25 protein-coding genes are annotated in these 26,767 nt (G+C 68.0%); 7 read left to right on the forward strand and 18 right to left on the reverse strand.

Annotated elements, in window-relative coordinates; translation table 11 throughout:
* Positions 1-11: 11 nt before the first annotated feature.
* The gene (locus ACJH6I_RS05640; RefSeq protein WP_064858281.1) at positions 12-626 is read left to right on the forward strand and encodes a GtrA family protein; all 615 of its coding nucleotides are present in this window, start codon (positions 12-14) and stop codon (positions 624-626) included.
* On the opposite strand, the gene ACJH6I_RS05645 is transcribed toward ACJH6I_RS05640, so the two are convergent.
* The 12 genes from ACJH6I_RS05645 to ACJH6I_RS05700 all read right to left on the reverse strand — a co-directional run bounded on the left by ACJH6I_RS05645 (position 581) and on the right by ACJH6I_RS05700 (position 13,403).
* The gene (locus ACJH6I_RS05645) at positions 581-1,099 is read right to left on the reverse strand and encodes a PH domain-containing protein (protein ID WP_064858282.1); all 519 of its coding nucleotides are present in this window, start codon (positions 1,097-1,099) and stop codon (positions 581-583) included. The genes ACJH6I_RS05640 and ACJH6I_RS05645 overlap by 46 nt on opposite strands.
* A gap of 20 nt (positions 1,100-1,119) precedes the next feature.
* Entirely contained in the window at positions 1,120-1,923 is an 804-nt protein-coding gene (locus tag ACJH6I_RS05650; RefSeq protein ID WP_293016907.1) for a biotin--[acetyl-CoA-carboxylase] ligase, read from the reverse strand.
* On the reverse strand, positions 1,913-3,142 hold the full coding sequence (locus ACJH6I_RS05655; RefSeq protein WP_293016906.1) for a lipase family protein: 1,230 nt from the start codon (positions 3,140-3,142) through the stop codon (positions 1,913-1,915). Before ACJH6I_RS05655 ends, ACJH6I_RS05650 begins: the two co-directional genes overlap by 11 nt.
* A 37-nt stretch (positions 3,143-3,179) precedes the next feature.
* Complete coding sequence (locus tag ACJH6I_RS05660) at positions 3,180-4,703, reverse strand: sugar transferase (protein WP_244602182.1); 1,524 nt, start codon at positions 4,701-4,703, stop codon at positions 3,180-3,182.
* A 113-nt stretch (positions 4,704-4,816) separates the two neighbouring features.
* Positions 4,817-5,392 (reverse strand): YdcF family protein, encoded by a 576-nt coding sequence (locus tag ACJH6I_RS05665; RefSeq protein ID WP_064858286.1) that lies wholly within the window; start codon positions 5,390-5,392, stop codon positions 4,817-4,819.
* Entirely contained in the window at positions 5,379-6,275 is an 897-nt protein-coding gene (locus ACJH6I_RS05670; protein ID WP_064858287.1) for a sialate O-acetylesterase, read from the reverse strand. The genes ACJH6I_RS05665 and ACJH6I_RS05670 overlap by 14 nt, the downstream gene beginning before the upstream one ends.
* Positions 6,247-7,503, reverse strand: a complete 1,257-nt coding sequence (locus ACJH6I_RS05675; protein WP_406783836.1) for a lipase family protein — start codon at positions 7,501-7,503, stop codon at positions 6,247-6,249. Before ACJH6I_RS05675 ends, ACJH6I_RS05670 begins: the two co-directional genes overlap by 29 nt.
* A complete protein-coding gene (locus tag ACJH6I_RS05680) occupies positions 7,504-8,733 on the reverse strand; it encodes an acyltransferase (protein ID WP_061000781.1) in 1,230 nt (409 codons plus the stop codon). It abuts the gene before it with no gap.
* A complete protein-coding gene (locus ACJH6I_RS05685) occupies positions 8,730-9,983 on the reverse strand; it encodes an alpha/beta fold hydrolase (protein WP_293016905.1) in 1,254 nt (417 codons plus the stop codon). Before ACJH6I_RS05685 ends, ACJH6I_RS05680 begins: the two co-directional genes overlap by 4 nt.
* Positions 9,980-10,648, reverse strand: coding sequence for a YveK family protein (locus ACJH6I_RS05690; RefSeq protein ID WP_293016904.1), 669 nt, complete (start codon positions 10,646-10,648; stop codon positions 9,980-9,982). Before ACJH6I_RS05690 ends, ACJH6I_RS05685 begins: the two co-directional genes overlap by 4 nt.
* The gene (locus ACJH6I_RS05695) at positions 10,645-11,928 is read right to left on the reverse strand and encodes a lipase family protein (RefSeq protein ID WP_131808698.1); all 1,284 of its coding nucleotides are present in this window, start codon (positions 11,926-11,928) and stop codon (positions 10,645-10,647) included. Before ACJH6I_RS05695 ends, ACJH6I_RS05690 begins: the two co-directional genes overlap by 4 nt.
* Entirely contained in the window at positions 11,928-13,403 is a 1,476-nt protein-coding gene (locus ACJH6I_RS05700) for a polysaccharide biosynthesis tyrosine autokinase (RefSeq protein ID WP_061000788.1), read from the reverse strand. The genes ACJH6I_RS05695 and ACJH6I_RS05700 overlap by 1 nt, the downstream gene beginning before the upstream one ends.
* Before the next feature lie 132 nt (positions 13,404-13,535).
* Between ACJH6I_RS05700 and ACJH6I_RS05705 the strand changes: the two genes are divergently transcribed.
* Together ACJH6I_RS05705 and ACJH6I_RS05710 are read left to right on the forward strand one after the other, a co-directional pair.
* Entirely contained in the window at positions 13,536-14,954 is a 1,419-nt protein-coding gene (locus ACJH6I_RS05705) for an O-antigen ligase (RefSeq protein ID WP_061000789.1), read from the forward strand.
* Between the two features lie 96 nt (positions 14,955-15,050).
* Positions 15,051-16,547, forward strand: coding sequence for a cellulase family glycosylhydrolase (locus ACJH6I_RS05710; RefSeq protein ID WP_318986438.1), 1,497 nt, complete (start codon positions 15,051-15,053; stop codon positions 16,545-16,547).
* Here the strand turns inward: ACJH6I_RS05710 and ACJH6I_RS05715 are convergent.
* The 6 genes from ACJH6I_RS05715 to ACJH6I_RS05740 are packed head-to-tail and all read right to left on the reverse strand — an operon-like array spanning position 16,538 to position 22,997.
* Positions 16,538-17,680, reverse strand: a complete 1,143-nt coding sequence (locus ACJH6I_RS05715; protein ID WP_318986437.1) for a glycosyltransferase family 4 protein — start codon at positions 17,678-17,680, stop codon at positions 16,538-16,540. The two genes, ACJH6I_RS05710 and ACJH6I_RS05715, sit on opposite strands and share 10 nt — an antisense overlap.
* Entirely contained in the window at positions 17,677-18,813 is a 1,137-nt protein-coding gene (locus ACJH6I_RS05720) for a hypothetical protein (protein ID WP_318986436.1), read from the reverse strand. Before ACJH6I_RS05720 ends, ACJH6I_RS05715 begins: the two co-directional genes overlap by 4 nt.
* Before the next feature lie 31 nt (positions 18,814-18,844).
* Positions 18,845-19,972, reverse strand: a complete 1,128-nt coding sequence (locus ACJH6I_RS05725; protein WP_318986435.1) for a glycosyltransferase family 4 protein — start codon at positions 19,970-19,972, stop codon at positions 18,845-18,847.
* A complete protein-coding gene (locus ACJH6I_RS05730) occupies positions 19,972-20,649 on the reverse strand; it encodes an acyltransferase (RefSeq protein WP_318986434.1) in 678 nt (225 codons plus the stop codon). The genes ACJH6I_RS05725 and ACJH6I_RS05730 overlap by 1 nt, the downstream gene beginning before the upstream one ends.
* A 54-nt stretch (positions 20,650-20,703) precedes the next feature.
* Complete coding sequence (locus tag ACJH6I_RS05735) at positions 20,704-21,849, reverse strand: glycosyltransferase family 4 protein (RefSeq protein ID WP_212806619.1); 1,146 nt, start codon at positions 21,847-21,849, stop codon at positions 20,704-20,706.
* Complete coding sequence (locus tag ACJH6I_RS05740) at positions 21,849-22,997, reverse strand: glycosyltransferase (RefSeq protein WP_244872810.1); 1,149 nt, start codon at positions 22,995-22,997, stop codon at positions 21,849-21,851. Before ACJH6I_RS05740 ends, ACJH6I_RS05735 begins: the two co-directional genes overlap by 1 nt.
* A 444-nt stretch (positions 22,998-23,441) precedes the next feature.
* Here ACJH6I_RS05740 and ACJH6I_RS05745 point away from each other — a divergent pair, with 444 nt between their 5' ends.
* The 4 genes from ACJH6I_RS05745 to ACJH6I_RS05760 are packed head-to-tail and all read left to right on the forward strand — an operon-like array spanning position 23,442 to position 26,744.
* Positions 23,442-24,170 (forward strand): class I SAM-dependent methyltransferase, encoded by a 729-nt coding sequence (locus ACJH6I_RS05745; protein ID WP_318986433.1) that lies wholly within the window; start codon positions 23,442-23,444, stop codon positions 24,168-24,170.
* Between the two features lie 59 nt (positions 24,171-24,229).
* On the forward strand, positions 24,230-25,858 hold the full coding sequence (locus ACJH6I_RS05750) for an acyl-CoA carboxylase subunit beta (RefSeq protein WP_318986432.1): 1,629 nt from the start codon (positions 24,230-24,232) through the stop codon (positions 25,856-25,858).
* Positions 25,855-26,109 (forward strand): acyl-CoA carboxylase subunit epsilon, encoded by a 255-nt coding sequence (locus ACJH6I_RS05755; RefSeq protein ID WP_318986431.1) that lies wholly within the window; start codon positions 25,855-25,857, stop codon positions 26,107-26,109. The genes ACJH6I_RS05750 and ACJH6I_RS05755 overlap by 4 nt, the downstream gene beginning before the upstream one ends.
* Positions 26,106-26,744, forward strand: coding sequence for a nucleoside triphosphate pyrophosphatase (locus ACJH6I_RS05760; protein ID WP_318986430.1), 639 nt, complete (start codon positions 26,106-26,108; stop codon positions 26,742-26,744). The genes ACJH6I_RS05755 and ACJH6I_RS05760 overlap by 4 nt, the downstream gene beginning before the upstream one ends.
* Positions 26,745-26,767: the final 23 nt, after the last annotated feature.

Below are 26,767 nucleotides of genomic sequence, written 5' to 3' on the forward strand. Positions count from 1 at the left end.
ACTGGCCGCTTATGTCGTTCACCGAGGCCACGATTGCGCGGCTCCCGCGAGTGATTCGGCCGTTTGCCGAGCGGCATCACGAGCTCATCAAGTTCGCCATCGTCGGCGCCACCACGTTCGTCATCGACTCGGGCATCTTCTACACCCTCAAGCTCACGGTGCTCGAACCGAAGCCCGTCACCGCCAAGATCATCGCGGGCATCGTCGCGGTCATCGCGTCGTACGTGCTGAACCGCGAATGGAGCTTCCAGAACCGCGGTGGCCGCCTGCGTCACCACGAGGCACTGCTGTTCTTCGCCGTCAGTGGCGTCGGCGTGCTGCTGAGCATGGCCCCGCTGTGGGTGTCCAGTTACGTGCTGCAGCTGCGGCAACCCAACGTGTCGCTGACCATCGAGAACATCGCCGACTTCGTGTCGGCGTACATCATCGGCAACCTGCTGCAGATGGCGTTCCGGTTCTGGGCGTTCCGGCGCTGGGTGTTCCCCGACGAAATGGCCAAGCACGCACCCGACATGACGCTCGAGGCGACGATCACCGCCGGTGGTTTCGCCGAGGCCTACGACGAACTCGGCGACGACCCTCAGCTGGGCGACTCCTCGGAACCCAAGGTGTCGAAGACTTCGTGATACAGCAGCGAGTGGACCTGCTCCACCCGCGGAATGTCATGGAATTCCAGGGGATCCTGCGATGCCGACTCGATGATCAGCGTGCCGGTGCGCAGTATCCGGTCCAGTAGCTGGTGCCGGAACTCCACACTGTTGATGCGCGCCAGCGGAATGTCGATACCCGACCGCGTCAGCACGCCGCGCCGGAACATCACCCGCCGGTCGGTGATCACGAAATGCGTTGAGCGCCAGGTCAGGAACGGCCAGACGGTGAGCCAGCCGATCACCACCAGCCAGACCACGCCGATCACCGCGAAGATGATGTTCTTGGCGTTCGAATCCCAGTTGGTGTGATTGACCACTGCCGCGAGGAACGCGGCCAGCGCCGTCGCGACCAGCAGCACCAGCACCGGCCCGATCAGTCGCTTCCAGTGCGGGTGCCGATGCAGCACAACATGTTCGTCGGCTGCCAGCACGTTGTCCGGGTAACCCATACCCAGACTCTAGGCGGTGCTCAGCCGGCGGCGGGACGCAAATGGACGACGTCGCCCGCCGAGACGGCGACCGCGCCGTCGGCCGAATCGATCACCAGCGCACCGCCCGCGTCGATTTCGGTCGCCTGCCCGACCACCTCACGCCCGCCGGGCAACTCGGCCCGCACCGACTGTCCGAGGGTGGCGCTGTGCTTGCGGTAGACGGCCAACAGCTCGACGTTCCCGCCCACGCGCCACTCGGCGATGCGGGCGTGCAGACGGTTCAGCAGCGCCACGGCCAGCTGCTGCCGATCCGGTTGCGCGACACCGATACTCAGCAGGGACACGGCCACCGGGTCGGGCAGTTCGGCGGCGGCGAGCGACACGTTCAGACCGATACCGACGACGATGACGGGCGACCCGCCGGCCGGGGCCGCGACCTCGGCGAGAATGCCGGCGAGCTTGCCGGTGCCCACCAGAACATCGTTGGGCCACTTGAGCGCGGCCTGCACGCCGGCCACCTCGGCGACGGCCTCGACGACAGCCACCCCCGCCGCCAGCGACAGCAGGCCCCACGTCTCGCTCGGCACGTCGGTGGTGTCCACCCCGATCGACATCAGAATCTGCGACCGCGGCACCGCCGTCCAGCTGCGGCCCTGGCGTCCCCGGCCCGCGGTCTGGTCCTCGGTGAACAGCGCCACGCCCGCCACGTTCTCGCCGGACTGGGCCCGCGCCGCCAGATCGGCATTGGTGGAACCGGTTTCGGCCACCACCTCGACGCGCCAGCCGTCACCGACGGACGCCTGGATCGCCGCGGCGTCCAGCGGCAGCAGCTCAGCAGTCATTGGTTACCTTCTTCCCGGCGAACCGATCCGCCATCCAGTCGAGCATCTCCTGTGCCGCGGGCGGATTGTGGCCGCCCTTCGGGTCGAACTCTGTCGTCACCGTGCCACCGAGCGAACAGGCCCGCCCGATGGCCGCCTTCGTCCAGACCGAATCGATGAACGGATCCTGACCGCCGTACCAGACGTACAGCGGCGCGGTCAGCCGGCGCTGCGGAATTGCCCACGCCTGCAGGAGATTCTGCAGTCGCTGGGCCGCATCCGGCGACACCGGGAGGAAGTCGCGCGGCCCGAGTTGTCCGGCGGCGACGGCACGCTTGTAGGCCGCACCGGCGCTGCAGTCCGTCAGCACGTTCCAGTAGCGGGACGCACCGCCGTGCCGGTATTCGTCACGGTTCAGATCGGGGTGCAGCCGGGCCAGCGATTCGATCAGCGCCTGCAGCACCGGCCGCTGCTCACTGGTCAACGTGCCGGTCTGCGATTTGGCCACAAGACCGCTGATATCGGCGGCGGGCGCCACGGCGACCGCACCCACCAAGTTCAGTTCCGGGGCATAGGGCTCGGCCTGCTCGTCGGCGGCCCAGGCCGCCGCGCCACCCTGCGAATCGCCGAACGCCGCCCACGTCGTGGAGATGTCACCGAACACGTGCCGTGCCGCGCGGACGGCGTCGATCATGTTGAGGCCCGCGGTGCGGGCGTCGGAGTACGGGTGCACGCCCTTGACGCCCAGTCCCTGATAGTCGGCCAGGGCGACGGCGTACCCGAGATTGATCACGACTTTCGCGATGGGCAGCAGGTTCATCAAGGTCGGCGATAGCGACGGCCCGCAGTTGTTGTCGATGCCCAGGGTGCCGTGCCCGAGGGCCACCACCGGCCAGCCGCCCTTGGGCGCCTGGCCCAGCGGCGTGAGCACCGCGCCCGAGACGACGGTCTGCGCGCCGGTGTCACCCGAGGTGGAGTGATACACCACGCGGGCCGCACGAATCCCCTGCCCGGTGAAGGTGCTGGTGACGCCCGGCATGGTCGTCGCCGACAGCAGGGTGCCCGGGCCGGAGCCGGCGAGATCGGCCGAACCGATCGGCTCCGGCGCGCCCGAGAGCGGAATGAACATGTCGAGGACCTTCGAGGTCCCGATCAGCGCCAGCGGTCGCAGGTAGGTCGCGGCCGTCAGACCACCGACGACCAGGACGGCCACCACTATCCACGGCAGGGCTTTACGCATCAAAGGGGATTATTCACCGACGGTCGCCCGTCCGGAGTCAGTAGGCGCCAGAACCGCCGATGATGGTGCGGAAGGTCTTGGCCGCGATCAGCAGATCGTTGGTGATGGACCAGTTCTCGACGTACGACAGGTCGAGCCGTACCGAGTCCTCCCACGACAGGTCGGCCCGGCCGCTCACCTGCCACAGCCCCGTGATGCCGGGGAGCACCAGCAGCCGACGGCGCACCTGCTCGTTGTACGTGTCGAATTCACGGCGCAGCGGCGGGCGCGGCCCGACGACGCTCATGTCGCGGCGCAGCACGTTGAAGAACTGCGGCAGTTCGTCGATGCTGTAGCGCCGCAGGTACTTTCCGACCAGCGTGACGCGCGGGTCCTCGTGAATCTTGAACAGCACGCCGCTGCCGCTCTCGTTGAGGTCCAGGCTGATCAGGTCGTCGACCATGCGGTCGGCGCCCTGCACCATGGTGCGGAACTTCGTCATCTGGAACGGCTTGCCGTCCAAGCCGATTCGCTCGGAGCGGTAGAAGACCGGACCACGGCTGGTGAGCTTGATCGCGATGGCCGACAACACCATCAGCGGCGAGGTCACGGTGAGCGCGAACAGCGCGACGAACACGTCGAAGGCGCGCTTCTGGAGTTTCTTGGTCCCGCTGTACTGCGGACGCTCCACGTGGATCAGCGGCAGACCGGCGACGGGACGCATGGTGAGCCGGGGGCCGGCGACGTCGATGACGCTCGGGGACACGACCATGTCCATGCCCAGCTTGTCGAGCTCCCACGACAGTTCGCGCACTCCCTCGGGCCCGAGGTGGTCGGTCGTGGTCAGTGCGACGGCGTCGAAGGCGGCCTGGGTGATGGCGTCGGACACCTGGGTCTCGTTGCCGAGCACCGGCAACTCGCCGACCCCCGCCACCTCGAAGGTGCCGCCGGCGGGCCGTCCGGTGAGGCAGACGCCGCGGACCGAGTAGCCGTACCACCACTCGCGGTGCAGGGACTGCACCAGGTTGCTCACGGCGCGCGGGTCACCGACCGCCAGCACGTTGGCGACGCACTTGTTGCGCCGGCGCAGCCGGGCGAGCACCCGGCGGCAGATGGTCCGGCCCACGACGAGGCCGACGAGACCGAGCGGCAGCGCGACCGCCAAGTAGCCGCGAGCGTACTCAGGGCGGAAGATCATCAGTGCGACGGCGATGATGCCGACAGTGGCCAGCGTCGCGGAGAAGACCCGGCGGTACTCCTCGACGCCGGCGCCGACGATGCGCGGCGATCGGGTGCGGTATGCGGCCAGCATGGCCAGCCAGATCACGGCGACGAACAGCGAGAGGACCGAGTAGTACGAGAAGACGTGCAGATACGTCGAAGTGAATTCCAGGGAGGCGTCGGGTGTACCGAGCTTGACGAACTGGGCACTCGCCAGGGCCAACACGACCACGACCAGATCGAATGCGATGAGGCACCAGCGGTACCGCGTCTGCCAGGCCCGGTCAGCTAAAGGCGCGACGGCCCGTACGGGACGCGCGGGAGAAGCCTCGGGAACGTAGAGTTCTTCTGCCACTGACACTGACGCGTACTCCCTCCCATTTGCTGGCTGTTCGCTATAGCCCCCGCTCAGCGAACTGCGACTACTATCGCATCGTTTGCTCGAAAATACCACCGATCAGAAAAATAGGCAGGTCAACCGCAGCGACCCTGCAGCGCGGCCTTAGCGAACCCGGCAAACTGATAGAAGAACGTCAGCTCCCACCCGACCGGCGAGAAGTCATAGTCCCTGGGCAAAGCCACCGCGACAACCGAACCGTGGTCCGGGGAATAGCACTGCCGGAAGATCAGGCGGGCGCGCGGCAGGTGGTACCGCCAGCTGACGACGATGATCCGGTGCCAGGATCGGCCCTCGGAGAGTTGGCGCATCATCATGGCCTCGCCGCGGGTCGTCAGGATCTCCGGCTTGCGGCAGATCACCTCGATGTCGGTGGCCGGCGCGCAGGCGCTCTTCATCTGAGGGTCGCCCGGCACGTACGGGTTGGACAGCACCACGGTGCGGGCCCAGCCCTGCCGGGCCAGGCTCAGCCCGTACTGTTCGCGGCCGTCGTGTTCGCCGGCCAGCACGATGATCGCGTCGGCCCGCTGGAGCTGATCGGACTTGGCGCCCGCGAACAGCACCAGCCCGGCCAGCCCGACATCGACGAGCACGACGATCGTGACCACACCGATGACACGGCGGATGACCCGGCCGAGTTCACCGCGCGCCATAGTCCGCCAGTTGTTCGGCGCACATCTCTCGGTACTGCTGCCACATCCGGCGACCCAACTCGCGCTGCCCGGCAGCGCTGTAGTGGCGATCGTCGGGACTGTTGTACGAATCGCGCGGGCCGGGCACGAAGGTGCAGAGCGGCCACCGGTTCGGGGTATCGGCGTGCACGGCGTCGATCGCGGCGTAGGGCTTGCCGCTCAGCTCCATCTCCTCGGGCACCATCTGCCCCAGGACGAACGGCAGGCTCTCGCCGTACCGCGCGCGCAGGTCCCCGATCAGCGAGTCGAGCTTGGCCTGGTACTGCGCGCCGGAGATCAGCGGCACGTCGGTCTCCCCCTGGTGCCAGAGCACCGCGGCGATCTCACTGCCGGGAAACCGCGCCAGCGCCGCGTCGATGGCCGCCACGGCCCGCCGGTACAGGTTCACCCGGGTCTTGCGGTCGGCCGGATCCCACGTGTGCCCGTTCTTCGGCGTGAACGAGGTGTCGCCACGGGCACCGGGGATCAGCAGCACCGGGCGTCCGGTGTCGTCGGCGAGTTGCTTAGCGAAGGTTGGGCCGAAACCGACGTATTTGCAAGGTATTTCGTGCAGCAGGGGTTGCGTCGCCAGCACCGCGGTGCCTTTGGAGGGCCCGCACATGGCCCACTGGTGCACCAGCGGGTGGGGGCGGTCCAACCCGTCGGGCTCGACCGGCAGCCCCATGCCGAACGCGTTGGACTGCCCCAGGATCGGCAGGATCAGATACGGCCGCTCGGGTTCGCCGACCGCGGTGCCGCGGGGCGCGATGAGTCGCTTCACGATGCATTTCGCCTCGATCAGCAACTGCTGATGAATCGGGCTGTCGCCGTCGGGATTACGTGGTCCCCTGCGCAGGACAGTCATTGACCGCCTCGCCTCCCCTGAATCGTTCTGCCAGCCACCGCAATTGACCCGGTCCGTCAATATCGCCGTGCCCACCGTCCGGCTGGAAATTCCAGACCACCGTACCGCCCAGCGAACATGCGCGGGCGATGGCGGCCTTGGTCCATTCCGGGTCGAGGAAGGTGTCCTTGCCGCCGTAGACCACCGACATGGGGGCCGAGAGCGGCTGCTGTGGCAGGGCCCAGTCCTGCAGGTACCGGCGCAGCCGGTCGGCGGCCGCCGCATCGATCGGCGCCAGGTCGGTCGGCCCGATCGCGTCGATGGCGGTGGCGCGGTAGGCGGCGTCGGGCCCCGAGCACGCCGACAGCACCTTCCAGTATCTGGACGCCGCGCCCCGGCGGTAGTCGTCGCGGTTCAGGTCGGGATGCAGCCGGGCCAGTGACTCGACGATCGCCTGGAACGCCGCCTCCTGGTCCTTGGTCATGGTGCCCGCTTTGCCCTGATCGAAGATGCCGGCCTTGTCGACGATGCCGGCCACATCGGCCGACGGCACGCTGGCGGCCGCGCCGATCAGGTCGAGTTCGGGGGCATAGGTGCGCGCCTGTTCGTCGGCGGCCCAGGCCGCACCGCCGCCCTGCGAACCGCCGAACACCGCCCAGCGGCCCGAGATGTCGCGGAACGTGTGGCGCAGGGCGCGCACCGAGTCGATGACGTTGCGGCCCGCGGTGCGGTTGTCGGTGTAGGGGTGGACACCGGGTGCGCCAAGGCCCTGGTAGTCGGCGAGGACGACGGCGAAACCGAGGTTGACGAAGCCCTGCACGAACACCACGTTGCCGAGGAGATTCGCCGACAGCGACGGCGCGCACGGCTGGTCGATGCCGGTGGTGCCGTGGGCCAGCGCGATCACCGGCCAGCCGCCGTCGGGCGCCTGGCCCCGGGGCGTGAACACCGACCCCGACACCACCGTCGGCGCGTCGGTGTCACCGGAGGTGGATCGGTAGACCACGCGGGCGGCCTGTAAATCCTTGCCCTCCACCGAGTTGGTCAGCGCCGGCATCGTCATCGCGCTGATCAGGCTGCCCGGGCCCGAGCCCGTCAGATCGGCCGTGCGGATCGGCACCGGGTCACCGGCACCGCCGTGCCGCAACTTGTCCAGGGCCCAGCTGCCGACCTGCCACATCACCGGCAACGACGCCGCGATCAGGAGCACTGCCGCGAGCGCGGCGCCCCACTGGATCGCACGACGCATTCAGGACCACCTGGTGCGGTACCGCTTGGCGAATTTCATGACGGGCTCTTCCACTGCGTAGTACGTGACGGCCGAGACCACCAGTGTCACCGCCAGGACGAGCGCCACGTTGCGCAGCATGCCGGGCACGGTGTCGCCGGCCATCAGGCCCCAGCGTCCCAGCAACAGCATGAGCGGGAAATGCCAGAGGTACGCCGACAGCGAGACCTTCCCGACGAACCGGAAGGGCGCGGTGTCGAGCAGCTCGGCCAGCCCGGACCGCTCGCCGCGGAACAGCGGCGCGACGATCACCAGGATGCCCAGCGCGCACAGCACGGCCAGGGCCGACGTGGCGTACGGGTTGGCCAGGGCGATCAGGCCGAGCATGACCACACCCGCCGGGAACATCGCCAGGAAGCTGTACAGCCGGACGCGGCGGCTGAGCTTCTCGCGAATCGCGTTGTGCTCCATGGCCACGACGAGCACCGCGGCGGCCATGCCGAACGCGAAGGTGTCCGAGTTTGTCAGGAAGGTCTTGGTGTAGACCGCGACCCAGTTGGCGCCCCAGTTGATCTCCGTCGGATCGGTCAGGTGCAACGCCGAGATCATCCACGGCACGAAGGCCCGGCCGATGAAGCCCAGTGCGATCAGCAGCGCCGGCCCGAGCGATACGACGAGCCACGGCCGCAGGTTCGACCGCCGCCCGAGGGCGAACAGCAGCATGCCGAGCAGCGGGATCGAAAGGTAGAAGGCGTATTCCAGTGTCAGCGACCACGACGGGTTCAGGCCGGTCTGAAAGTACTTCGGGATGTACGACTGCATCAGGGTCAGGTTGGCGATCAACTGCCACGGGTCGGTGATCATGCCGGTGCCGTCTTCGGTGCGGGTCGGCTGCAGCGACGCGTTCTCGATGTAGACGATCTGCAGCAGGTAGTTGCACAGCAGGAAGATCACCAGGTAGCCGGGCAGAATCCGGGCGATGCGGTGCACGGCGAAGTTCGCGGTGCTGGGCAGTTCGCGCTGCTCGATCAGGTTGCGTACGTACGGCAGGAACAGCAGGAACCCGCTGAGCGCGTAGAAGAAGATCAGCGACAGCCCGACCAGGTTGGTCTTCCAGTGGTAGGCCGTCTGCGGTGAGTAGTGCCCGGTGACGTGCATGACGGCGACGCCGAGGCATGACAGCCCGCGGGCGCCGTCCAGCCCGATGATGCGGGCCCGGGTCCGGACCGGTGCCGAGGTCGGCGCGTTCACTGTCCTGCTCCCTGCGTGGAATTGAATGACGGACAACTGTTCGGGGCGGGGACGCCGTCGAAGCGGTCCTTGATCCAGTCGTAGGACATGGCCACGTCGATGTCGGCGTGCCCCTTGGTCGGCTGGAACATGATGTCGATGACGTCGCCGAGGCGGCACGCGGCGGCGAGCGCCTTGTTCGTCCAGTCCGGCGGCAGCAGCGTGTCCTGGCCGCCGTACAGCACCAGCATCGGCGCGGACGTCGGCTCCTTGGGCAGGCTCCGCTTGGCCAGCAGACTCTGCAGCGTCGCTTCCGCCTGTGGGCTCGCGGGCCGCAGGTCGTCGGGCGTGATCTTGTCGATCGCCGCGGCCCGCGCCGCGGCGTCCTCGGTCCGGCACGAGGCGAGGACGTCCCAGTGCTCGACGATCTCACCGCGGCGGTAGTCCCCCAGGTTCAGCGACGGGTTCTCCGTCGCCAGGGACGCCAGGATCAACTGCAGGATGGCGCCCTGCTCCTTCGACAGGCTGCCGGCCGCCGCTCCGGCGGCCAGACCGGTGAGATCGGTGGCCGGTGAGAGGCTGACGGTGCCGACGAGGTTCAGCCCGGTGCCGTAGCGGGCGGCGAGTTCGTTTGCGGCCCAAGCGGCTTGGCCGCCCTGGGAGACCCCGACAGCGAGCCACCGGTCCGACGACTGCGGTACCAGCTTGTGCGCCGCGCGCACGGAGTCGATGACGTTGTAGCCCACCGTCGTGGCGTCGGCGTACGGATGGCCGGCGGTCCCCGGACCGAGGCCCTGATAGTCCGGCAGGCTCACCAGGTAGCCGGCCTTGACCAGCGTGGTGATCGGCGCGGACAGCCCCTGCAGCGTCGACGACCCCGACGGTCCGCAGTCGCGTTGCACGCCGGACGTCGCGTGGCCGAAGACGATGATCGGCCAGCCGCCCGGCGGCGGTGTCCCGTTCGGCACGAAGACCGAGCCCGACACCTCGGTGTGTTCACCGGTGATCCCCGACGTCGACGTGTACCCGATGCGGGCGGCCAGCGACACGGCCGATTTCAGCCGCAGGTCCAGCGTGGGGAACGTCGACGCCGACACCAGCGCACCGGGCACGTGACCGGCGCCCGTGGTGTCAGGTTTGAGGTCGATACCCCCAGCCGTAGGGGGCCCGGCCTTTTTCGGTGCCGGATCACTCTGGCAGGCCGGCGCGGTCAGACACACCGCGGCGAGCAGGCCCGCGGCGACCAGACGCCGCAGCTGCCGCGAGTTCATCCCGACGCTCCGGCGGTCGCGTCACCGATAACCCGCTCGAGGTGCCGGCGACTTTGTACCCGGTCGAAGATCAGCGCCCGCGCGATGACCGCGATGACACACAGCGCGAAACCCAGGACCGTCCCGGTCATCACATACGACGCCACGCTGCCCACCCGCTCGGCGGGGCTGGCGTCGTCGATGACGACGAGCGTCGCGCTGGTACCGGCGACCAGGGCCAGCCGGTTGCCCACCGCGACCAGGTCGTTGACGACCTCGTGCGCGATCTGCGTGGTCTGGTCGGCATCATCGCCGGTGACCGTGACGTTCAACATCGCTGTGGCACTGGGCAATATGACGATCCGGGCGGCGAGTTCCTTGTCGGACTCGATCAGGCCCAGTTTCTGGATGATGGGCGCGGTGATCTGGGAGCTGGTGGCCAGGTTCCGGTAGGTCTCCATCAGGCCGAGCATGCCGGCGTCGCCGTAGTAGGCGTCCAGGGGCGATGCGCTGCCCTCGGTCCGGACGAACACCGATGCCGTGGATCGGTATTCGGGCTTGGCGTGCTCCCAGCCCGCCCAGCCCACCAGTGCACTCGCGATGGTGGTGACCAACACCAGCACCCAACTGTTCTTGACGAACAGCGCGTAGTCGCGCACCCGCGGCACTCCGGCCGGCGTGATCACGTCGCCCCCACACAGACATCGGCCACGCGCTCGCCGTCGAACCGCGCCTGCAGCCACGCCAGCGCGTTCTGCATCGTCTGGTCGTTGATCTGGCCCGTGTCGCCGACGCCGCGCATCACGACGATCTGCTGGCCGCGGGCACACGCGGCCGCGGTGGCCGTCAGCACGCCGGCCGCCGGGTTGACGGTGTCGGCCGTGCCGAACGCCACCAGCACCGGCGGATCGTTCGGGCCCGCACCGGGACTGGGCAACGCGACGGCACCGAGGCGACGCTTGAGGTCTGCCGCAGCGGCCGCATCCTTGGCCTGGAAGTCGTTGGGAGTCAACTGATTCAGCGCCAGTTGGGCGGCCGCGACGTCGCGCGGTGCGCAGTCGACCAACAGGTCCCACTGGTCCTTGAGTTTCGCCGAGCGGTGCGCGTCGAGGTCGAAGTCGGGCTGCATGGTTTCCAGGCTCTGCAGCGCCCGGATCTGCAGCCGGTACTGATCGGCGGTCGCCAGCGCGGCGGTGCGGTCCGGGTCGGCGAGCGGCGCCAGATCCGCGATCGGGTTGACCGCCACCGCGCCGACCATGTTCATGCCGGCGCCGTAGGTCCCGTTGCGTTCGGCCGCGGCCCACGCGGCCAGGCCGCCTTCGCCGGCGCCCAGCGCACCCCAGTTGGTGCTGGTGGACGGAGCGGCGCGATGGATCGCGCGGGCGGCGTCGATGATGCTGTTCCCCAGGCTGTTCGCATCCAGGATGGAGTGCTGCCGGGCACTGGAGCCCGGGTCGATGCCCAGCCCCTGGTAGTCGGACAGGACGATGGCGAAGCCGCGCCGCAGATACACCGTCATCCCGGTCGAGTAGCCCCAGAATTGCGGCGCGAGGGTCGGCGCGCACTTGGGCAGCAGCCCGGTGGTGTCGTGCCCGAACGAGATGATGGGCCAGCCGCCCTTGGGCGCCGGGCCCGGGGGCACCGCGATCAGGCCGCTGACCTGGATGGGACGGCCGTCCACGCCGCTCGTGGACCGGTACACGATGCGTGCCGCGGTGGCGCCGGCCTCGTCGAAGCTGGGGTCACCTTTGACGGGCTTCAGCTCGACCAGGGAACCCGGGCCGTCGTCGGTGAGGTCGGGCGGCGGGAGTGCCTCGGCCCCCGGAAACATCGGGGTGAGGTCCCGGGTGGGACGCACGTCGTCACCCGGCCGTGGCGGCACCGGACCCGACTGGCCGCACGCAGCGACGGTGACCAGCACTGCAGCCAGTGCCAGTACCGTGCGCCGCAACTCAACCTGACGCATCACGGCTTCTGGTGCGCCGCCGTCTTGGCCTCGGGCTGCGATGCAGCCTTGGCGGCGGCCTTGGGCGCCGCCTTCTTGCTCTTGCCGCCACCGGACTTGGGGCCGTCGGACCCGCCGATGTGAAGCTTGAACTCGACCGGTTCGTCGGTGGCGACCGAACCGATCAGTACCGCGTTGGCGGACTTCAGGGTCTGCACGGCACGCGTGAGCGCATTGCTCGTCGTGTGCCGGATGCGGCCGACCAGCAGAGCCCCGTCCGACAGTGCGGCGGCGACGGCACCGTCGTTGTACTTGCCCAGCGGCGGCGTATCCACGACGACGTAGTCGAACTGGCCGGACAGGTCGGCGAACAGGCTCTCGGTATGGTCGCCGGCCCACAACTCGCCCGGACGCGTGGTCGCGGGGCCCGCGGGCAACACCGCGATCCGGTGCTGACCGACGGAGACCTCGGGGATCAGGCTCTCGGCGACGGTGTTCTCGCCGACCAGCACGGTGCTCAGGCCGCGGTCGGCCGCGCCTTGACGGGCCGCCGGGGTCAGGTCCAGGCGCTGCGCCACCGCCGGGTTGCGCAGGTCACCGTCCACCAGCACCACGCTTCTGCCGGTCTCGGCCAGCACGGCGGCCAGATCGATCGCCACCGTCGTCCGCCCGTCGGACGGCGACGGACTGGCTACCGCGATCACCCGAGCGGCTTCATCACGATTTGCCGGCACGGTGAACCGCAAATTGTTGCGGAGCTCGCGCAGCGCCTCCGGATAGGCACCCTCGGCGGTCAGGTCGACCACCGGCGCATGGCTGCGGGCCGAGTCCGCGGGCAGCGCGCCCATGAGCAGCGAACCACTGGCGTCGGCCACGCGGTCGCGGCCGCGCACGCGGCGGTCGATGATGCCGAGCACGATGGCCGCCAGCAGGCCGAGGACGAGGCCACCGGCCAGCCCCATCCCGATGCGGGTGACCATCGAATAGCCCAGGGGCTTGGTCGGATAGCCGGCCTCGTCCACCACGATGGCGCCCGCGGCGGGGCTGCCGCCACGGCGGGACGTCTCCAGCTCCCCCACCAGGCCGGCGAGCTGATCGGCCACCGCACTGGCGTAGGTCTGCGCCTGGCCCGGGTCCTTGTCGGTGACCGACACCTGCAGCAACACGGTCTTCGGCAGCGGGACGGCGGTGACCTTGGCCCGCAGTTCGCCCGCCGAGATGGTCGCCTTCAGCTGGTCCACCGCGCGGGCGGCCACCTGCTCGCTCATGGCGAGGGTGGCGTAGGAGTTCACGCGGTCCTGGGAGAACAGGTTGTTCTGGTAGGCCTCGGTGACCGACGTGCCGTTCTGGGTCGCCACGAAAAGCGTCGCGCTGGACTGGTATTCGCGATCACCGAATTCCCACCACGACCAGCCCGCGACACCTCCGACAACCGTCAGCGCCACGATCGCCCACCAGTACCGGCCGAATATCCGCAGGTACTCTTTGATCTCCAAGGTCGTGCCCCTTATTTCAGCAATGCGACGGCTCACAGATTAGCGGCTGGGAACCGGACCGACCATTCAGGCGCGCCACGGGTCCGGGCAACCTGCTTGAGCTTAGCTGGTCGAGCTGAGAACATAGTCGGCATGAACGCCCGTTTGGGTCAACTCGGCAATCTTAAATCATCGGTCGGGATTCTGGCCGTGATCTTGGGCCTGGTCTGGTTGGCGACGTCTTTTGGCCAGGTCACCCTGTTGGGCATTGTCGCTATTGCCGCACTGGTTGTCGGCATCTATGTCGGATTGCGGCATCCGCTGTGGTTCTTGTACGGATTGGCGGTCGTCACCGGGGCACTGCCTTTCGGATATTTCCCGGGCGTTCACGTGCCCTTATATCTGCCGTTCGCATTCGGTGCGGTGGTCGCGTTGTTTGTGCATCCGCGACTGGCCCGTCCGATTCATCCGCTGGAATGGGCGATCATCGCGCTCGTGATCACATCGATCGCGTCGGTCGCGGTAACCGGCGTGGGCGTGGGCGACGTCATCCAGATCGTCCGGTGGTCGGTGGTCACCTTGGTCGCGATCGCACTGAGCAGTCTGTCGGGGCAACATCTGGAGAAGTTCGGCCGCATATTCGTCTACGCGACGCTGGCCAATGCGGTCTTCGGCCTGTACATCGTGGCATTCGACCCCAACCAGACCTCGTTCAGGTATCTGCGGGTATTCGGTTACGCGGCGGAATACACCGCGACGCGCTTCGCGTTCGCCGAAGGCGGTGCCGAAAGGTCCATGCGACTCGGCGGCACGTCGGTGGACCCCAACGCCGAGGGCATCGCACTGGTGGTGTCGATCGCCGTCGGCCTGGTTGTCCTGGCGGGCTGGCAGCGCATCGTCGTGACCGGCATCTTCCTCGTCGCGCTGCTGCTCACCTTGAGCCGGGCCGGCATGTTCACCATCGTCGGCGGGGCGGTGCTGGTGCTGGCCTTCCACACCATGCGGTCCCGGGACCGCGGTTTGGCCATCGCCGCGATGGTGGCCGCGATCGGAGCCGCGGCGGCGATACCGGAAGTGCGGACCAGATTCGCGCACTCGTTCAGCAGTGACGATGTCGGCTCCACTTCCCGAATTGATGCCATCCGTGAATTCCCCGACACCATGGCCGGTTACTGGTTGTTCGGAAAAGGCTGGAACCGGCTCGAATTCCGGGACGGAAACTATGCGTTCGTGCTGAACCATGTGTCGAACGCGCCATTGCTGACGATTTACCGCGGCGGCATTTTCCCCGGTCTGGCGTTCTTTGCGATCATGGTGATCGGTTGCGTCATGAGCTACCGCGCGATTCGCTCGAATTCATTTGCCTGGGCCGGATATGGCGGCATCTACATCGGATTCTGTGTTGTCGCGCTCCAACTCGATCACCCCGTGGTCGGCATCCCCCCGGCCACCCTCAAGTTCTCCATTTTGCTGGCGTTCCTGGTGCATATAGACCGAGAACGGCAGGAACAGGTAAGACTGCGACACGCCCAAGCAGATTCACAGCAAACGCCCTTGGCTGCTGCACACTGAGTGCGCGTTTGCGCCTCGCGACGCACTTCATAGGTGAAGGGCGGTTGCACGATGCCCGGGAAGCGCCCCCGACGATCCGCCCGCCGTTTCTCGAGCGTGGCATCGGCGATCGCCGGCAGCATGGTCTGCGCCCTCATCGTCTTGACCGGCATCCCAGGGGACACCCCTGAGCGGGTCAGGATCGCCGAGCGGGCCAACGTCGTCAACCTGCCGACCACCATCGGCTTCGCCGACTCCGACATCTACGGCCTGTCGCAGGACGACGTGAACCGGACCCTGGCCCTGATGGCCAACAACCGGGTGAACACCATCAGGTTGATGATTCCGTGGGCCGGCGTCGAGCCGATCCTGGGCCAACTCGACTGGAGCCTGGTCGACAAGACGGTGAATGCCGCTGCCGCCATGAACATGTCGATCATCGCATTCGTCAACGCCACCCCACCCTGGGCCATGTCGCAGGGCGGCCTGCCGCTGAGCAGCCGGCCGTCGGATCCGGACGCCTACGGCAATTTCATGACGAAGGTGGCCACCCGCTACAAGGGGAAGATCTCCGCGTACGAGATCTGGAACGAGCCCAACGCGGTGTTCTTCTACAGTCCCGCACCGGATCCCGCGGGCTACACCGATCTGCTCAAGTCGGCCTATCCACGCATCAAGGCCGTCGACCCGGACGCGACGGTGATCGGCGGTGTCGTCGGCGCCGTGGTGGATTTCGGCTCGTGGTCGATCAATCCGGTGCGTTTCATCGCCGGGATGTACGCCGCCGGCGCCAAGGGGAACTTCGACGCGCTGTCGTTCCACCCGTACAACTACAACCTGAAGTTCTCCGACGGCATGCTGATCGCGAATTCGCCTGTCCTGCAGTTGGTTCAGATGCGCCAGGTGATGATCGACAACGGCGACGAGGGCAAGCGGATCTGGGCCACCGAGTACGGCGAACCCACCTCGGTCGTCAACGAGACCACGCAGGCCGCCTACCTCAAGGACATCTACACCAAGTGGCAGGAGATGCCGTACACCGGCCCGCTGATGGTCTACACCACGCGTGACCGCAAGACCGGAAGCAACCAGGCCGACGCCACCGTGGGGCTCTACCGCAGCGACTGGACCCCGAAGCCCGCGGCCGCCGAACTGGCGGCGACCATCGCCGCCGGGGTACCGAAATCGCCGGAGTTCCTGCGCTTTTCGCAGATCACCGACCCGGCGCACGGCTCGGTCCTGAGCCCGGTGTTCAGGGCCACCAAGACGGTGTGGGCGCAGGTCCGCACGGTCAACACCATCTACGAGATGCCGAGCGGCTACGTGTCGTCGCCGCGGCCGGTGGCCGACATCGCGATGCAGCGCAACTCGGTGCCCGCGAGCGTGTTCGCCAATGGCCAACAGGACTTCACCGGTGGCCAGGCGTTCCGCGTGTGGTGGTCGCCCGAGACCGGCGCCCATTGGGCCTCGAGCGCTTTCGCGCAGGCCTGGAAGCCGCAGCTGGGCCTGGCCACCAGCGACGAGCGCTACGTCAACGGGTCCAACCGCGTCGACTTCCAGCACGGTTACATGGTCTGGGCGCCGTGGGTCGGCGTGAAGGTCTACTACACCTGAGTGTCGCCGCGCAGCAGACCGGCAACCGCCTTGTGCGGCAACCGGTCCTGCCACCGCTGCCGGTTGATCTCGTACAGCTGGTTTCCCAGGTCGACGGCGGCCGGCACGTCGGTGAGCAGTCGTCGGCACTCGGCGATGAACGCGGCGTCGTCGTCCAGCGGGCGCAGCCCGAAGATCGGCCCGAGTGATCCGATGGCCGCGGTGGTGGCGACGGCCGGCAGCCCGATGCGGATGGTGTCGAGCAGCTTGACCCGGACTCCCCCGCCGGTGCGAATCGGCGCGATGAGGGCACGGCACGTGCCCAGGAACGCCCCGAGGTCGTCGACGAATCCGAGGTCGCGGACCCCGTCGGGATAGACCGGGTCGGCCGCACCAGGTTTCTTGGCCCCGATGATGCACAGTTCGGCGCCGGGGATCCCGGCGGAGATCCGCGGCCACAGTTCGAGAGCCCGCAGGAACCCCTCCTGGTTGGGCGGCCAGTCGCGGGTGCCCATGAACACCAGCCGCGGCGGGGAGGTCGCGACGTCGACCTGCGTACCGGGCGGCATCGTGATGTCCATGAACCGGGCATCGGCGACGCCGTTGTCGCGGTAGTACTCGGCTTCCTCGGCGTCGTAGGTGCTGACGGCGTCGGCCGCGCGCGCGACGCGCAGCTCGTCGCGGACCAGGCGCGGTTCCTCGACGCGGCCGAGCGCGCCGCGCGACGCCCGCCAGACCAGCGACTCGCTCACGTTGGTGTTGACGACGAATCGCTTCTTCCCGAAATGCGTGCTGCGGAAGAACGATTCGGCCATGTAGCTGTGTTCGGCGACGAACACGTCGGCGTCGCTGCGATCGATCGCCCGGACCAGTTCGTCAGTGTCGAATCGGACATGCACCAGGCTGCGCCGGCGCCGCAGGGAGTCGATGAGCAGCCGGTGCGGACGCACGGCCGGCTTGTGGACCCGCTCCAGGGGCAGGCCACCGGGAATCAGGTCGGCGGTGACGGTGCCCGGTAGGGGTGACAGCGCGATGGCCGACACCTCGGACGAGTCGGCGGCCAGCTGCATGAGCATCCGGGCCAGCGCGACGTCACCGGTGTGTTCGAGCACCGGGTCTTTCGACAGGATGAACGCGGTCTTCGGCGTGGTCATGCCTCCACCACCTCGCGCGGCCGGTAGACCGCCCACGTGAACCCGGCGAGCATGATCGCGTCGGCGACGGTGGCCGCGATGGCCGCGCCCACCGCGCCGAGCGGTGTCAGTGTCGCGAGGGCGGCGACCATGCCGAGTTTCACCGGCACCAGGCCGACGGCGATGGTGAGCCGGAAGACGTCGCGCCGCTGGGTGTAGAGGATCACCTGCAGCACGAAGATGCAGATACGCAGCGCGGCGAAGCCGCCCATGATCATCATGGTCGTGGCGAGCTGGGTCGGTGCCCCGAAGGCGAACAGGCAGCCACCGATGATCAGCAGCAGCGAGCCGCCGAGTGCCGCCATCCGCAGGATGTTGCGCAGCGGTGGGGCGGCGGACAGGTCACCGCCGCTCTCCCGCAGCGGCTCGTGATAGGTCATGCCGAAGGACTGGCCGGCGGCCGCCACCGCGGCCGCGACGACCCACGCGAGCTGGTAGTAGCCCGCTGCCGTGGTGTCCACCAGGGTGCCGAGCAGCAGCACGTCACCGCCGAGATACAGCGTGGTGCCGAGCATTTCGCCGGTCAGCGCCGCGATCAACCGCGGCGGCCCGGGTGGTGCGGGCCGGTGGCCGATGGCCAGCTTGGCCCCGACCAGCAGGATCAGCACGTAGGGCGTGCAGTACAGCAGCGAGGCGTGGGTGAGCGTCGGGTGCGCCGAGGTGTACAGGTACACCGCGCCGATGCCGGCGCTGGAGAACTGCCGCGCGGTGTCGAGCCGATACACCTTGTCCGGGTGGCCATCTCGCGCCGACTGACTCTTGACGACGTTGAGGGCGATCTCGCCGCCGGCCACCATCAGACCGAAGCCGATGACGTAGTTGACGTCGAACGTGACCGCGCCGGTGGCGACCAGCCCCACTGCGACGAGATAGCGCATGGTGCGCTCACGCAGGAAGTGCTCCTCGGATTCCCGGATGGCCCGGACCGCGAAGGAGTTGTCGACGGTGTTGCCGACGATGCCGTTGAGCACCGTCGCCATGGCGTACAGGCCGTACTCGGAGACGCCGAGGCGCTGCACGAGGATCAGCGTCCACAGCAGGCCGACCCCGCGACCGCCGTAGATCCAGATCAGCGAGATGAGCGTCTTCGCCACATTGCGGGTGGGCGCTTCGGGGGCAGTCAGGTCACACGCTCACAGATGCTCGGGCCAACATGTCGGTCCACACGCGGCCGAACGCCTCGGCCGTCCGCGGCCCGGAGCAGGCCTCGCGGTAGGCCTCGACGTGCCGGCCGAACTCGGCCAGTCGCTCATCGTCGTCGACGAGGGACACGATGGCCTTGGCCAACGACGACGCCACCTGTTCGGGGTTCTGGTCGCCGATGCGGACGACGAGGGCGCCGGCGCGCTCGTCCAGTTCGGCCAGGGCGCCGTAGTCGGTGCAGACGACGGGGGTGCGGTACGCCATCGCGTGGGCGACCGAACCGGACGCCGGGTAGGTCTCGGCGTAGAAGTGGCGCTTGCCGTACGGAATCACCACGGCCCGTACCGAATCGAAGAACGCGTCCTCGGCCGGCCCGTCGACGGGGCCGACGATCTCCACGCCCGGGCCACCCGTCAGTGCCTCGGTTCCCCGGCCCGCCACCCGGATGACGATGTCGTCGGGCAGCTCCCGGCGAATGCGGGCGATCTGCTCGAAACCCTTGCCGCGGTAGACATGCCCGAAGAAACCGACGGCCTTGGGCCGCTCGGTGAGCGGGCGCAGCCGCGGCCGTTCGGAGATGATGTGCGGCACGGCGGCGACCGTGGTGCCGGGGTAGATGGCCTTGATGGAGTCCGCGCCGATCTGGCTCAGCGCGACCATCGTCCGGTCCCCGTTGACCATGCCCTCGATTCGCCGCGACAGCGGGCGCAGGGGGTAGTGCAGGCCGTGCATGACGAGCCGGTGCTGCGCCACGAACCGGGTCCGCGCCGGCCACCAGATGCCCTGCGGCGGATCGTGCACCGTCGCCGTCACCGGCACGCCGCGCAGCCCCGCGATGGACCAGAACGCCGACACCGCACCGGCCGCCAGCTCGGCATGCACCAAGACCCGGCCCGGCTTACCGCCGGCAACGAGTTCGGCGACCGCGCGCCGGTGGCCTCGTACCTGGGCCACCGTCTCGGCCCCCGGGCCGAGGGTGCGGCGTTGCACGACCTCACCGAACAGCGGCTGCACGGCGTTGACGAAGTTCTCGGCGTAGTCGCCCACCGCGGTCTGGCCTTCGGCCGGACCGATGTAGACCAACCGGTATTCGCGTAGATCGACCGGCATCAGCAGAACAACGGCCGGTACTTTGCGCTGTAGCCCAATGCATCCGGATTACGCTTGGCGAACACTTTGGCGGGGTTGCCGCCGACCACGTCGAGCGGGGCCACGTCCTTGACCACGAGCGCCTGCGCGGCGACGACGGCGCCGCGGCCGATCAGGGCGGGCAGCACCATGGCCCGGCTCGCGATCCAGACGTAGTCCTCGATCACGGTCGGGATCGGGATCGGCAGGAAGTCCGGGTGGTTGATGTCGTGCCCACCGCCGAGCAGGTGGACGTCGCTGGCGATGGTCACGTTGTCGCCGATCCACAGGCCGGCGCGCGCGTCGAGCAGGCAGCGGAAGCCGATGGTGGTGCCGTTGCCGATCGTCAGGAATTCGATGTCCAGGATGGTGGTGCCGCGCATGATGGTCGACCACTCACCGATGGTCGCGCCGAACAGCCGCAGGAAGCCCTGGCGGATGGTGTGCGACGGGATGTGCGTGATGAACATGTTGAACAGCAGTTCGCCAATTCGGTTGCGCGCCTTGCGGGCGACGCCCATGCTCTGCATCTTGTAGTAGGTGACGCGGCCGTCCTCGCCGAGTTTCCATTCCGGATCCGGCGGCAATTTCAAAGTCGGTGCGGCCGCTTTCTTGCGTGCCACATCTGCCGGGTCTGCCGTTGCCGGCTCGCCAATCACGTTCTTCGCTCCCGTCGTCCCGGATTCCGAGTTAACCACAGTGTTTCGGCCTCGTCAGTGCAGCCGGCCCTGGCGCGTCAGCATCTCCGACCACTTTGCGGCGTAGGCGGCGGCGACGTTCTCCGGCGACCGCTCCTGGCGCGTCCGGTCGGCATTCGCCTCGAGTTCCTTGAGCCGCGTCTCGTCGTTGAGCAAGGCCGCGATGGCCGCCGAGAACCCGGCCGGCAGTGCCTTGGGGTCGTCGGAGTCCATGGGCACGACGACCGCGCCGGTCTCGGTGCCGAACTCGGCCAGAGAGCCGTAGTCGGTGCACACCACCGGGGTGCGGTAGGCCATCGCGTGGGCCGCGACCGACGAGGCGGGGTAGGTCTCGGCGTAGAAGTGGCGCTTGCCGTACGGAATCACCACGGCGCGCACCGAATCGAAGAACGCGTCCTCGGCATCACCGTCGACGGCGCCCACGATCTCCACCCCCGGGCCGCCGGGCAGCGCCTCGGTCCCCCGGCCCGCCACCCGGATCACGATGTCGTCGGGCAGCTCCCGGCGAATGCGCGCGATCTGCTCGAATCCCTTGCCCCGGTACACATGCCCGAAGAAACCCACGGCCTTCGGCCGCTCGATCACCGGGCGCACCCGGGGCCGCTCGCACACGAGGTAAGGGGCATACGCCACATCGGTGTTCGGGTACACATCGCGAATGGACTGCGCGCCGATCTGGCTGAGGGCGAACAACGTCCGGTCCCCGTTGACCATGCCCTCGAGCATCCGCGACACCGGACGCAGCGGGTAGTGCAGGCCGTGCATCACCAGCTTGTGCCGCGCCACGAACTTCGTGCGCCCCGGCCACCAGATGCCCTGCGGCGGATCGTGCACCGTCGCCGTCACCGGCACGCCGCGCAACCCCGCGATGGACCAGAACGCCGACACCGCACCGGCCGCCAGCTCCGCATGCACCAGCACCCGGCCCGGCTTGCCGCCGGCCACCAGCTCGGCGACCGCGCGCCGGTGCCCCAGGATTTCCCGCGCGCTGTCGGAACCCGGTCCCAGCGTGCGGTGCTCGACCAGTTCGCCGACGTGGGGCCGCAGCGCCCGCGTCAGGTTCTCGGCGTAGTCACCCACCGCCGTCTCGTGGTCCGCCGGACCGACGTACACCAGGCGGTAGTCCTTCAGCGTGGCGACCGGCGCCGCTTCTGGCGCCATCAGTACCCGGCCAGCTTGTCGACTGCCTCATGCAGCCGAGCGCTGAACGCGTCCTCGGTGAACTGGGAGACGTGGTGCTTGATCTTCTCCTGGTCCCACGTCGCCGACTCGAATCGGTCCAGCGCCTCGCGCACCGAATCCGGTTGCGGTTCATCGAAATACAGGCCGGTGGTGCCCTCGTCGATGGTGTCGAGGAAGCCGCCGAACCGCAGCGCGACGCTCGGCCGGCCCCACACGCCCGCTTCGATCGGGGTCAGACCGTAGTCCTCGAAACTCGACGACATCAGCGCCCGGCAGTTCTTGTAGAGCCAGGCCATCTGCCCGTCGGTGAGGTTGTGCAGCATGGTGACATTGTCGGTCTTCATCGACCGCAGGCGCTCGGCTTCGGGCCCGTTGCCGACCACCACGAGCTGCCGGTCACTACCCGCGAACGCCCGCACGATGACATCGACGTTCTTGTACGGCAGCAGCCGGCACACGACGAGGTAGAAGCTGCCGTCCGGGTCGCTCAGATCGACCTTGTCCTCGAGCTCCTCGACGGGTTCGACGGCGTACGACCGCGACATCGCCACCGGCGCGAACATCACCTCGGCGTCGATGTCGTAGGCCTTCTTGACGTATCCGCTGATCATGGTCGAGATCGCGAGGTACTTGTCGGCCGCGAGCGCCTGCCGGCGGTCCCAGTCGAGCAGGCGCTTCTTGGTGAGCTTGAGGCCCAGGCGCTTGATCGGGTTCGCGTGGTCCCCGAGGTAGGCCTCGGTCTGGTAGAGCCAGCGCGCCGGGTTGTAGCAGTAGATGAGCTTCTTGCCGTTGGTCCGGAAGCCGTGCGACCAGCCACTGCAGCTCGCCAGCACGATGTCGGCGTCGACGAACATGGACTCGGCCACGCGCGGATAGATCGGCAGGGCGGCCCGGTGGTACTTGCGGGCCAGACCCACCTTGTTGAGTGCGGACACCCGGATGTCGAGGTCGGCAAACTCCGGGTAGGTCAGCTCGGGGTCGTACAACATCGTGTACAGCGGGGCGTCCGGGAACGCCTTCGTCATCGAGAGGACAACTTTTTCCGCGCCGCCGAACTGGGTCAGATAGTCGTGGGCGATGGCCACCTTGGGCCCGTCCACTCCGTCGTACTTGCGCGTCGAATGCACTGTTGAGTATCCCCCTGCGCCGATCTGGTGATCGTCTCGCGGTCGTGAAGTCAGCTGCCCGCAAATGCCGGGCACGCATATCGAACCGCAAACTTACGCAATTGACAAGCTAAATGCATCGCGCCTGCGCAGGACGCGCCCCCGGCAGTGCGCACGCACCGGCTCAGCTAAGTGGATTTCACCACCGGAGATCTGGCCTCGACGGTCGCACAACCGGGCCGCAACACCTGGTCTGCGCCATTGCGACCAGGCAATTCACCCCTGCGCCCGCGACGCCCGGCGCCGTCGCGCTCAAGGCCCGCTCAGCAAATCCCCCAGCCTGAACGGTGTTCAACGCGAGTCATGGGCGGGACCAGCGCGGGAAGTGTATATTGACTTACCAGCAAACTGCTGACGCAGGACGTGCAAGCCGCGGGGGCGGAAGAATCTATGAACGGTGCGCAAATGAGCGGTACACACGTGGACGTCCATTACAAGGACCTCGACACCCTCTGGCAGGGCTACGACGAGTCTGTCCGCAGCTTGGCCGAGCGCGAAGGCGTCAGGGCCGTCGCCGAACTCGGTGGCGGCGCCAACCCGATCATCGGCGGTGACGACTGGAGCTTCGCCGACGAGCGCGTCGTCATCGACATCTCGGCCACCGAACTGGCCAAGGCCAACAGCCGCGTGCACACCCGCGTCGCCGATCTGTGCAAACCGATCGACACCGAGCTCAATGCATACGACCTGGTGTTCTCCAAGATGCTCTGCGAGCACCTGCCCGACGCCCGCACGTTCCACGAGAACTGCTTCAAACTCCTTCGCCCGGGCGGACTTTCGGTGCACTTCTTCCCGACGCTGTTCGCGTTCCCGTTCGTGGTGAACCTGCTCATCCCGGAGCAGGCGGCGCGCACCGTCATCAGCAAGCTGCAGCCCGGCCGGTTGCAGAACCCGCATCACGAGAAGTTCCCGGCCTACTACCGCTGGACCACCGGACCCACCAAGAAGGCCATCAAGCGCTACGAGAGCGTGGGTTTCCAGGTCGAATCCTGGTCGGGCTCCTACGGCCACGGCTACTACCGGGTGCTCCCCCCGCTCGACGCCCTCGAGCGCGCGAAGAGCCGTTTCCTTCTTAAGCACCCGGTGCCGGCGCTCACGAGTTTCGCGGCTGTGGTCCTGCGCAAACCGGCGTGACCCGCCGAGTGGGCACCCCACCTTCACAACTTTCTTAGAGAACCGTTAACATCGTCGCCATGACGAGCGTGACCGAGCCACCGGTGGACAAGGCGATCGACATCCACACCACCGCGGGCAAGCTGGAAGACCTGCGTAGGCGTACCGAAGAGACCCTGCACCCCGTCGGCGAGGCCGCTGTGGAGAAGGTCCACCAGAAGGGCAAGCTCACCGCCCGCGAGCGCATCCTGGCGCTGCTGGACGAGGGCTCGTTCGTCGAACTCGACGCGCTGGCCAAACACCGCAGCACCAACTTCGGCCTGGCCGACAAGCACCCGCTCGGCGACGGTGTGGTGACCGGCTACGGCACCATCGACGGCCGCGAGGTCTGCATCTTCAGCCAGGACGCCACCGTCTTCGGCGGCAGCCTCGGTGAGGTCTACGGCGAGAAGATCGTCAAGGTCCAGGAGCTGGCCATCAAGACCGGCCGCCCGCTGATCGGCATCAACGACGGCGCCGGCGCCCGCATCCAGGAGGGTGTGGTCTCGCTCGGCCTGTACAGCCGCATCTTCCGCAACAACATCCTGGCGTCGGGTGTCATCCCCCAGATTTCGCTCATCATGGGTGCCGCGGCCGGTGGCCACGTGTACTCGCCCGCGCTCACCGACTTCATCATCATGGTCGACCAGACCAGCCAGATGTTCATCACCGGTCCGGACGTCATCAAGACCGTCACCGGTGAAGAGGTCACCATGGAGGAACTGGGCGGCGCCCACACCCATGAGGCCAAGTCCGGCACCGTGCACTACGTCGCCTCGGGCGAGCAGGACGCCCTGGACTACGTCCGCGACCTGCTGAGCTACCTGCCCCCGAACAACTACGCCGAGCCGCCGCGCTACCCGGCGCCGCCGCACCCGGGCGCCGTCGAGGACAACCTCACCGAAGAGGACCTCGAGCTCGACACGCTGATCCCGGATTCGCCGAACCAGCCGTACGACATGCACGAGGTCATCTCGCGCATCCTCGACGACGACGAGTTCCTAGAGATCCAGCCCGGCTACGCGCAGAACATCGTGATCGGCTTCGGCCGCATCGACGGTCGCCCCGTCGGCGTCGTGGCCAACCAGCCGACGCAGTTCGCCGGCTGCCTGGACATCAACGCCTCGGAGAAGGCCGCGCGGTTCGTCCGCACCTGCGACGCCTTCAACATCCCGATCATCATGCTGGTGGACGTCCCGGGCTTCCTGCCGGGCACCGAGCAGGAGTACAACGGCATCATCCGCCGCGGCGCCAAGCTGCTGTACGCCTACGGTGAGGCCACCGTCGCCAAGATCACCGTCATCACCCGCAAGGCCTACGGCGGCGCCTACTGCGTCATGGGCTCCAAGGACATGGGTTGCGACGTCAACCTGGCCTGGCCGACGGCCCAGATCGCCGTCATGGGTGCCTCGGGTGCGGTCGGCTTCGTCTACCGCCAGGAGCTCAAGGCCGCCGAGGCCAAGGGCGAGGACGTCGACGCCCTGCGCCTGCAGCTGCAGCAGGAGTACGAGGACACCCTGGTGAACCCGTACGTCGCCGCCGAGCGCGGTTACGTCGACGCCGTCATCCCGCCGTCGCACACCCGCGGCTACATCGCCAACTCGCTGCGGCTGCTGGAGCGCAAGATCGTCCAGACGCCGCCGAAGAAGCACGGGAACATCCCCCTGTGAGCGCCGAATCTGTGGTCGACGAGACCGAGACGCAGGCCCCGGTGGCTCCGCTGTTCCAGGTCGTCAAAGGCAACCCGTCCGACGAGGAGCTCGCTGCGCTGGTGACGGTGCTGGCCGGCGCCTCGGGCGGCGGCGGTGCCCCCGAGGCCGGTGACCGCAACGACTGGGGCCACCCCGTCTCCAAGCTGCGGTACGCGTACACCAGCTGGCAGCTGGTGACCCTGGTGGAGCGCACCTTCATCCGGCGATGACCCGGGTGGTCCTGGGCTCGGCCTCCGCGGGCCGGCTCAGTGTGCTGCGCAAGGCCGGTGTGGAACCGGTCGTGCTGGTATCCGACGTCGACGAGGACGCGATCATCGCGGCTCTCGGCGACGCCGGCCCCGGCGACGTCGTACGTGCCCTGGCGACAGCCAAGGCGCAGCGGGTCGCCGAATCACTCGACGCGACCCTGTCATCGGATTGCGTTGTCATCGGCTGTGATTCGATGCTCGAGTTCGACGGCCGGCTGACCGGCAAGCCGGGCGCCCCCGAGGTGGCCCGGCGGCAATGGCTCTCGATGGCCGGCCGCAGCGCCGTCCTGCACACCGGCCACAGCGTCCTGCGCCTGAGCGACGGCGCCGTCACCGCTCAGGTCAGCGAACTCGGCTCCACCACAGTGCGTTTCGGCGAGCCCGGCACCACCGACCTGGATGCCTACATCGGCACCGGCGAACCCCTCTGGGTGGCAGGCGCTTTCACCCTCGACGGCCTGGGCAGCTGGTTCATCGACGGCATCGAGGGCGACCCCTCCAACGTCATCGGCCTGAGCCTGCCCCTGCTCCGCCGTATGCTGGCCCGCCTCGGCGTGTCCGTCGCGGACCTGTGGGCCGCCAACCGGCCCCAGTAGGTTTTTCCCGAATCCACCTATCC

It is taken from the genome of Mycobacterium sp. SMC-13 (assembly GCF_045311035.1).
In the GTDB taxonomy this organism is placed as follows: Bacteria; Actinomycetota; Actinomycetes; order Mycobacteriales; family Mycobacteriaceae; genus Mycobacterium.